The sequence below is a fragment of the Acidovorax sp. GW835-FHT14G06 genome (assembly GCF_058793595.1).
Genome location: NZ_JBXAGA010000002.1, coordinates 318,252 through 326,661, shown reverse-complemented (window position 1 = coordinate 326,661; position 8,410 = coordinate 318,252). Strand labels below are relative to the sequence as shown.

6 protein-coding genes and 1 riboswitch are annotated in these 8,410 nt (G+C 63.9%); of the genes, 3 read left to right on the top strand and 3 right to left on the bottom strand.

Translation table 11 applies throughout. The annotated features are described in order from the left end of the window. Positions 1-265: 265 nt before the first annotated feature. On the bottom strand, positions 266-2,149 hold the full coding sequence (locus AC1Q64_RS04055; protein WP_492250544.1) for a TonB-dependent receptor domain-containing protein: 1,884 nt from the start codon (positions 2,147-2,149) through the stop codon (positions 266-268). An 82-nt stretch (positions 2,150-2,231) separates the two neighbouring features. Then, a riboswitch (cobalamin riboswitch) is annotated at positions 2,232-2,470 on the bottom strand. 157 nt (positions 2,471-2,627) lie between these two features. On the opposite strand from AC1Q64_RS04055, the gene AC1Q64_RS04050 reads away from it, so the two are divergent. The 3 genes from AC1Q64_RS04050 to AC1Q64_RS04040 all read left to right on the top strand — a co-directional run bounded on the left by AC1Q64_RS04050 (position 2,628) and on the right by AC1Q64_RS04040 (position 4,428). Next, on the top strand, positions 2,628-2,852 hold the full coding sequence (locus AC1Q64_RS04050) for a hypothetical protein (protein ID WP_015014799.1): 225 nt from the start codon (positions 2,628-2,630) through the stop codon (positions 2,850-2,852). Next, positions 2,849-3,220 carry a cell division protein ZapA gene (locus AC1Q64_RS04045; RefSeq protein WP_291435325.1) on the top strand — a complete coding sequence of 124 codons (372 nt, stop codon included), beginning with the start codon at positions 2,849-2,851 and terminating at the stop codon, positions 3,218-3,220. The genes AC1Q64_RS04050 and AC1Q64_RS04045 overlap by 4 nt, the downstream gene beginning before the upstream one ends. A gap of 392 nt (positions 3,221-3,612) precedes the next feature. Continuing rightward, positions 3,613-4,428, top strand: a complete 816-nt coding sequence (locus AC1Q64_RS04040) for a sulfite exporter TauE/SafE family protein (protein ID WP_492250543.1) — start codon at positions 3,613-3,615, stop codon at positions 4,426-4,428. A 69-nt stretch (positions 4,429-4,497) separates the two neighbouring features. Here the strand turns inward: AC1Q64_RS04040 and AC1Q64_RS04035 are convergent, their stop codons facing one another. Continuing rightward, positions 4,498-6,942: a putative bifunctional diguanylate cyclase/phosphodiesterase gene (locus AC1Q64_RS04035; RefSeq protein WP_492250542.1), complete on the bottom strand. Its 2,445-nt coding sequence runs from the start codon at positions 6,940-6,942 to the stop codon at positions 4,498-4,500. Continuing rightward, positions 6,939-8,261, bottom strand: a complete 1,323-nt coding sequence (locus tag AC1Q64_RS04030; RefSeq protein ID WP_291435367.1) for a cyclic di-GMP phosphodiesterase — start codon at positions 8,259-8,261, stop codon at positions 6,939-6,941. The genes AC1Q64_RS04035 and AC1Q64_RS04030 overlap by 4 nt, the downstream gene beginning before the upstream one ends. Positions 8,262-8,410: the final 149 nt, after the last annotated feature.

Here is an 8,410-nt window from a genome sequence, read left to right as displayed (position 1 = left end):
TTTTTAATGATACGGCGACCACCGAGATCTACACTTCCAGGTAATCGTCGGCAGCGTCAGATGTGGAGAAGAGACAGGCCCGGAAGCCGGGGCTGCAATCAGCAACGCGGGACAGCGTGTCACACCTCACCCCCAGTGCGGTACTCACCCAGCGGCCGACGAAACTGGCGCGCCCCAAGCCAGTGCCACCGTGGAACTGGCTCCGCCAGGCCACGGGTGGCGTCCCCCCTCCGGGGGGAAGGCGCGCAGCGACTCAGGGGGGGCTTCATTGAGGTGCCCACTTCACACCGACGTAGACCGTGCGCCCTGCAGTGGCGTAAGTGCGGGCCAGCTGATAGCCCTTGTCGGCCAGGTTGTCGATGCGGGCCAGCAGCGTGTAGTCGCGCGCAATGCGGGTGCTGGCGTACAGGTTGACCAGCGCATAGCCGCCCAGCACGTTGGTGTTTGCCACGGTGTCGAAACGGCGGCCTGATGCCTGCACTTCGGCGCCCACGGTCCAGCCCGCCAGGCGGGTGTCGGCGCCAAAGGTGGCGTGCTGCTTGGCGCGGCGTGCCAGCTGCTTGCCGGTATCCAGGTCACGCGGGCGCTGCAGGTCGATGGAGCCGTGCAATTGCACGTCACCCACGCGGTGCGAACCCGCGAACGTCACGCCCTTGTATTCGGCGCGGGCCGTGTTGGCGTAGCAGCCAAAGTCCGACAGGCAGGTGCCGGGGCCAGAGAACGAAATAAGGTTGCTGACACGGTTGCGGAACAGCGTGGCAGAGAAGGTGCTGTTGCCCTGGGCGTAGCGCAGCGCCACTTCGGCATTGCGGCTGCTTTCGGGGCGCAGCGTGGCCACGCCGTATTCGCTGAAGCGGTGGTACAGCGTGGGCGCACGGAAGGCCGTGCCCACCGACGCCGTAGCGCGCCACTGCGGGGTGATGGCGTAGCCGTAGGCCACGCTGCCAGTGCTCTTGCCACCGAACTCGCTGTCGGAATCGTGGCGCAGATTGAGCTGCACGGTGTGGCCTGCAGCGTTGTAGCCGTAGCCCAGCGCCAGCGCGTCTTGCGAGCGTTTGGCGTCGATGGGCTTGTTCTCCAGCCGATCTTCACGGCGCTCCAGGGCCGCCGTGACCAGGTGCGCGCCCTGGCGCCATTCATTCTGGAAGTAGTAGCCACGCAGGCGCGTGTCGCTCAGGTACGGCGAGGGGCGGGTTTCGTATTCGTCGCGCGAGTCGGTGATGGAAAAGCGCGTCTTGTAGGCACTGCTCCACTGCGCGATCCAGTTGAGGCCCAACGCGTGCATGGTGTGCAGGTTGCGGTCGTCCTTGCCCAGGCCGCTGTCGTAGCCGCTGTTGGTGTCGTTCAGCATCAGGGTGCCTTCGAGGCGATGCACTGCGTTCACCTGCAGGCCTACCCGCGCGTGGCCTGCCGTGCTGCGGTAGCCGTCACGGTCGGGGTTCTGTCCAGCGATGGGACGCGCGTTGAAGCCCTTGCTGTCATCACGCGCCAGTCCCAGGGCGTAGTCCAGCGTGCCGCTGGCACCGCTGATCCCGGCCTCCACCTTGGTGGTGTTGTGGCTGCCAACGCCCACGCCCACATAGGGCGCCGTGCCGTTTTCACCGCGCTTGGTGAAAATCTGCACCACGCCGCCCAGGGCGTCCGAGCCATAGACGGCGCCCGCTGGGCCGCGCAGCACTTCAATGCGGTCGATGAGGCCCAGAGGAATGCTCTCCCAGGGCGCGCCACCGGTGGATTGCGAGTCGATGCGCACCCCATCGATGTACACCGCAGTGAAGCGCGATTCCGCGCCGCGCAGAAACACGCCAGTGGTGGTGCCAGGGCCACCGTTGCGCGAGAACTCCACACCGGGCAGACGGGCCAGCAAGTCGGCCAGACCAGTGGCGCCACTGCTTTCGATGGTTTCGCGGTCCACAATGGAGATGTCGGCCACCAGGTCGGCCAGCGGCTGCGGGGTGCGCGTGGCCGCCACCACCGTTTCAGACAACGACGGTGCGCGCAGGTTTTGCGCCAGCAGCTCGCCGGTGGCCGGGGCGGTCTGTGCGAAAGCGCCGCAGGCGCTGCCAGCCAACAATGACAGCAGTGCCAGGCGTGGGGCGGGCAGGCGCAACGACGCCACAGGGCGCGCACGAAGGGTACGGATTTTCATGGGGATCAAGGTCAACAAACAACCCGGGCCGGCCTCCCGCCAGCGTATGGGTGATACAGCCGCGCAGCGCCAAAAAAGGGCGCACGCAGCCACCGTGTTGGCCGGTATCCGGGCTGGCGGAACACCCCCCCAACGCCTTCCCAGGCGCTTGTTCAAGGCGCCCAGTGGCTTATGGATGGAGAGAGAATCAGGTGATTCGTCCGCTGACCGTTGCGGGGGCAGCGCAGGCTGGGCGGGTACCGGTGGTACGGCGCCTCCCTGCTTCCCGTTGAACTGCGGCATGTGAACCACACCGCGAGCACCAACGTCGGGATTTTACGACCGTTTACAAGCTGCTCCCAGAGCGCCAGATCAAGCGGGCAACTCCGCATGGCACCCACGCGGCCGACAATGCACTTGTATCTGTTGCGCATTGCACACCACTGCAGCTTGGGGCCAGGGACCGCTCGGTGTCACACCGCCTACAATCCAAGGCTGTATGGCAATACCGTCCCCCACCGACCAGATCGCCGAGCGCGTGGAGCGCCTGCTGCTGCGACATGCGGAGTTGCAGCGCACCAATGCCCTGCTGGCTGATCAAGTTGCGGCACTGACGCAGGAGCGCGACTCGCTCAAATCCCGTTTGAGCGCAGCACGCGCCCGGGTGGATGCCCTGCTCGAACGCCTGCCCGCCGCCGCGCCGCTCACGAAAGAAGCCGAATGAAGCAAATCGAGGTGCAGATCCTGCAGCAAAGCTATCTGCTGACCTGCCCCGAGGGCCACGAAAGCCGCCTGCTGGATGCCGTGGAGCGTGTGGACACTGCCATGACGCGCATCCGCGATGCGGGCAAGGTCCGAGCTCGAGAACGCATCGCGGTACTGGCCGCCCTGAACCTGGCTTTCGAGATCGCCGACCGCGAAGCGGCAGACCTTGCAGCCGCAGCCCAGCCCGTGGCAAATCCATCTGCCAGCGCCAGCGCACCGTTGGCGGGGCACCAGGAAAGCCTGCTGGCTGATACCGATCATCAGCGCCTGCAAAGCCTGGTCCAGCGTCTGGACGACGCCTTGGGCGACGACGGGCGCCTGCTCTAGTCCTTGGCGGGCTGTAGCAGACCGTTCTCTCCCCCGTCCGTCACAGCCGCTTGCGGGCTTTACATGACCCCGAGCGCGCAGCGCCCGCTGGCAGCACCTACAATTGACAGGTCTGCGAAGCTGTCGGGCTTTATATTTCCTTGAACCAATGCTCATTGAGCTCGGGCTTGGTACATCGTCCGGTGAGCGTGATCATCTCGCGTCAGATGAACCCAACGCCAGGCTGCCCTCGCCCACCTGAACCCCCGGTTCAGGATGAGGGTCCGGTGGCATTCGCAGACACCCTCTTCCCCATGCCCTGTCATAGCAAGCACCCGCTGCTGCGTCCGTGACAGGGCATTTTTCGCGGCTCTCCGCGTGCTCTGTTGTTCTTTGTTGCCTGATATCCCGCCATGCTCGATCCCCTGCTGATTGTTGAACTCGGTGTGCTCGGCCTGGCCACAGGCTTCCTGGCGGGGCTCTTGGGCATTGGGGGCGGCATGCTGCTGGTGCCGTTCCTGACCTATATCCTGGGCGCTCGGCAGGTAGCGCCCGACTTGGCGGTGAAGATGGCGATTGCCACGTCGATGGCCACCATCATGTTCACGTCCATTTCCAGCGTGCGCGCCCATCACAAGCGCGGCGCCGTCCGTTGGGACATCGTCAAGCGCCTGGCACCCGGCATTGTGCTGGGCGGATTCGTTGCCAGTCTGGGGGTGTTTGCACTGCTCAAGGGCTCGTTCCTGGCGATCTTCTTCGCACTGTTCGTGAGCTTCTCCGCCACGCAGATGTTCCTGGACAAAAAACCTGCGCCCACGCGCCAGATGCCGGGCGGCGCAGGCCAGGTGGCGGCGGGCGGCGTCATCGGTTTTCTGTCCGGTCTGGTCGGCGCGGGCGGAGGCTTTGTCAGTGTGCCCTTCATGACCTGGTGCAATGTGCCCATCCACAATGCAGTGGCCACCAGTGCCGCGTTGGGGTTTCCGATTGCGCTGGCGAACGTGATTGGCTACGTCATTGGCGGGCAGAACGTGAGCGGCTTGCCGTCCGCGTCTCTGGGCTACATCTGGCTGCCTGCACTGGGGGTGATTGCCACCTGCAGCGTGCTGACGGCCCCGCTGGGTGCCAAGGCGGCGCACAACCTTCCCGTCAAGCAGCTCAAGCGCGTGTTTGCATCGCTGCTGTTTGGCCTGGCGGCCTACATGCTGTGGAAAGGCGTTTCGGCCGCATAAGGCCGACAGAAAGACGGATTGGACGGCCGACCCACCGGCCGCACGGCTTGGTCGCTACGCTCCAGACCTTCAGGTGCTCAAAGGCCGGTGACGCCCCTGGGCCTTCAGCGGCAAAGGTTTGCTCAGCATGGCGCGGAACTGTTCCGCTGGCAGACCAGGTGCACACAAAAAACCCTGGTAGTGTTCGCACTGCATTTGCTGCAGCACAGCCTGCTGGATTTCGGTTTCCACCCCCTCGGCCACCACCTCGATGTGCATGGCGCGGCCCATGCTGATGATGGCGCTGACGATGGCACGGTCGCCGTCGTCGTCGGGCAAGCCACGCACAAAAGACTGGTCGATCTTGAGCTTGTGAATGGGAAGTTTCTTGAGATAGGCCAGGCTCGAATAGCCCGTACCAAAATCGTCGATCGCCAAGCCAATGCCCAGCTCAGCCAGCACCCGCAAACGCTGCTCCATCTCCTGCGCATCCTGCAGCAGGATGGTTTCCGTCAGCTCCAGCTCCAGCAACGTGGGTGGCAACTGGTGCACCGCCAGCAGGCGTGTGATGCGATCCACAAAGTCAGGCTGGCGGAACTCCAGCGCTGACACGTTCACTGAAATCATGATGGGCGTGCCGCTGTGCATCCACAGGGCAGCCTCTCGCACCGCCTGCTCCATCACCCAGGCGCCCAAGGTCACGATATAACCTGATTCTTCAGCCAAGGGGATGAACACGGCGGGCGACACCGCGCCAAACTCAGCATCCGTCCAGCGCAACAGCGCCTCGGCCCCGCTGATGCGCCCGGTCGCCATATTGACCTGGGGCTGATAGTGCACGGCCATGCGCTGCAGGCCCAGCGCCTGGCGCATCGCATGCTCCATCTGCATGCGCGCGAGCAGGTTGGCGTTCATCTGCGGCTGGTAGAAGCCATAACTGCCGCGCCCACGCTCCTTGACGCGGTACATCGCGGTGTCCGACTGCTTGATGAGGTCGTCCAGCGTTGCGCCGTCTTGCGGGTACAGCGCAATGCCGATACTGCACTGAATCGAAAAGCCCATGCTGTCGAGCATGAAGGGCTTGAGCATGTCGTCCAGAATCCGGCGCGCCACGCTCTCGGCCACCGATGCATCACCACCGTGCAGATAGATGACAAACTCATCGCCTCCCAGCCGGCACAGCATGTCGGTTTGCCGCAAGCAGGTCTGCAGGCGCTCGGCCACCAATTGCAGCACCCGGTCCCCAAAGGGATGCCCCAGAGAGTCATTGATGATCTTGAAGCGGTCCATGTCCAGGAACAGGATCGCAAAGCCGGTGTCACTCTGGCGCGCCCCCTGGATGGCGGTGTCCACACGCTGCGACAGCAGCAAGCGGTTGGGCAGACCGGTGAGGGCATCGCTGTAGGCCAGTTCCTCGATGCGCTTTTGCGCGGCATGCTGAAGCGTGAGATCGCGCATGAAGCCGATGCTTTGCACCAGCCGCCCTTCATCATCACGCAGGGCCACCCACGACAACTGGACTGCACAATACGCACCGTTGTCCCGGGGCAGCCACAACTCGCCTTCCCAGAATCCATCCTGGGCCCAGCCCTGCAGCACCTGTTCCATGAACGCGGCATCCGAGCCACCGCCAAAGAGCGAGGCAGCCACACAGCCTTCAAAACCCTTGGCGGTTGGCCCCACCAGCCGCTCACACCCTGGGTTCATGCGCATGATGCGGTGCTGGCTGTCTGCGATGAAGATCGCATCCAGACTGGACTCAAACACTCGCGCCGCCAGACGCAGGCTCGCCTGGGTCTCCGTCTGGCGGGTGATGTCACGGAACGAATACACACGCCCCACCGCGCAGCCCTGGCTGAACTGCGGCACCGTGCGCATCTCCAGCACCACGCCATTGCGCAGCTCGACGATGTCAGTGCTCTCCTGCATCGGCTCGCGATCGATGGCTGCCAAGCGTTCGGCATACAAACGGGAGTCTGCCACCTGGTCCGCCATGAAGGCGTACACCGCCGCATCGTCACGCTCCAGCAACAGCTGGCGAGGCAGGTTCCACAGCTGCGCCAGGCGCTGATTGAAGGCGCGCACCCGGCGGTCCAACCCACACACCAGCATGCCGTCGGCGGCGGAGTCCAGGGTGGCGCGCAGCTCAGAAAGTAACGTCTCCAGCTCGCGTTCGGTGGCCTCCTGGCGGCTGCGGTCTAGCATGGTCAGCAGCAAAGCGCTGCCACCACCATCCCCCCAGGGTACGCGTCTGACACAACGCTGCACCGGCACCAAGGTGCCATCGGGACGCAGCAAACTGGTGTGTGCGGGAACGCCTTGGGCAATCACTGCAGCGGGCTCAGACCAAAAGGCCAGCTCTTGGGGCGTGCTGGCCAGATCCAGCACAGACCGCCCCCGCATGGCGGCGGCAGACAGTCCCATAAGACGTTCGGCGCCTGCGTTGGCTTGCAAAATGTGCTGGCTCGCCTCATCCAGCAGCCACACGGCCTCCTGCAGGCCATCCAGCCATCCGAACGATTGCAGATCGCTCACGCCGCAGCCTCGTCAGGGCCGGGATTGACCGCTCGCTCAAAAAAGTAACAGATCCGCTGCCGGGGCGACAGGTAGTCCAGCGCATCACGCGGTAGCTGTGCGGGCTTGAGGCTGCGCCGTATGCCCAGTTCAGGTACAGTTTCCAAGTCTAGGATCGGTGCCTCGTCCTTGGGAACGCGCGGGTCGTGCACGATGACCTTGGGCCTCAGGGGCCGGGACGAATTGACGGAGGCCACAATGGCGTACCGGTCGTTGACCAACTGCACGATGGAGCCGGGCGGGTACACACCCATCATGCGAATGAAAGCGCCCAGAACCACAGAATCGAACCGCGCCTTGAGCTGGGCAAAGATGACAGAGAGCGCTTCATGCGGCGTGAGCGCCGTCACACCCATGGCCGGATTGCACATCCGGTCGTATTGGTTGACCAGGGCCAGGACCTGACTCATGCGCCCCAGATCAGGCCCCTTCAGACGCTGGGGAAAACCACTGCCGTCACACATCTCATGGTGCCGGGCAACTGCGGTCAGCACCGCGTCGGTAAAACCCATGCGTTTGGCCAAGGCCACGGACTCTGCCACATGGGTCTCGTAGCGTGTGCGCTCCATGGGGATCATGGAGGGCGTCGGCTGGCGCAGGTTGGGTGGCAGCTTGAGTTTGCCGATGTCGTGAATCAGCGCAGCGACGCCCAAATCGTGCAGCTCCTCACTTTTCATGCCCAGGGATCGCCCCAGCAACAGTGAGATCACCATCACATTGATCGGATGCAGACCGTTGCGCTCGCCCACACCTTCGGACAGCAGCCGGATGACGGAGTCACCGTTTTCCAGCAGCTCCGTGACACACCCGGAAACCAAGGCCTCCCCCTTTACCTTGGCCTGGTCCGGATGTTCAGAGACCGTACGCTCCATGGACTGGTATTGCCGGGTAGCCTCTGAGAAACGCTGATTGCAAGCGGACAAGGCCCGGTTTTGCGCTTCCAGCAATTCGCGACGCCGCTGCGCCTCGGGGTCTACGACCACGGTCGCCCCCGGTCCGGGAGCATCCAGGCCATTGGGCGCAGGGGCAGACATTTCGGGCACGCTCCAGGCCGCAGGCACCAGCTCCTGCAGTTCAGGATCGCTCTTTTTGGGGACGTACCGCACCTCAGTCAGCCCGAGCTCACGCAAAGTGGCGATCTGCTCAGACGATGCCACCCGGAAACTGCTGGTCGGGAACGGATGGTGCATCCAGCCCACATCGAGCTGAATGTACATGCCGACACGCAATTGGCTGATGTCGATGAGGATGGATGAGTTCACGTCAGGCGCACGATACATGGCGACATCAATGCCACCAATAGTTACGCAGATTATCACCAGTTCCAGTGACGTGGCGAAGAACCGGCAGGCCGCGCGGCGATCCGGCAACACTTGACTGAAAGCGGGCCTTGCTGGACCACCCCTGTACCCTCGGCAGAAGCATCTTC

Excerpts from the sequence above, each read along its gene's own strand:
- AC1Q64_RS04055 (WP_492250544.1), bottom strand. The coding sequence starts at position 2,149 with ATGAAAATCCGTACCCTTCGTGCGCGCCCTGTGGCGTCGTTGCGCCTG.
- AC1Q64_RS04040 (WP_492250543.1), top strand. The coding sequence starts at position 3,613 with ATGCTCGATCCCCTGCTGATTGTTGAACTCGGTGTGCTCGGCCTGGCC.
- AC1Q64_RS04030 (WP_291435367.1), bottom strand. The coding sequence starts at position 8,261 with ATGTATCGTGCGCCTGACGTGAACTCATCCATCCTCATCGACATCAGC.
- AC1Q64_RS04045 (WP_291435325.1), top strand. The coding sequence starts at position 2,849 with ATGAAGCAAATCGAGGTGCAGATCCTGCAGCAAAGCTATCTGCTGACC.
- AC1Q64_RS04050 (WP_015014799.1), top strand. The coding sequence starts at position 2,628 with ATGGCAATACCGTCCCCCACCGACCAGATCGCCGAGCGCGTGGAGCGC.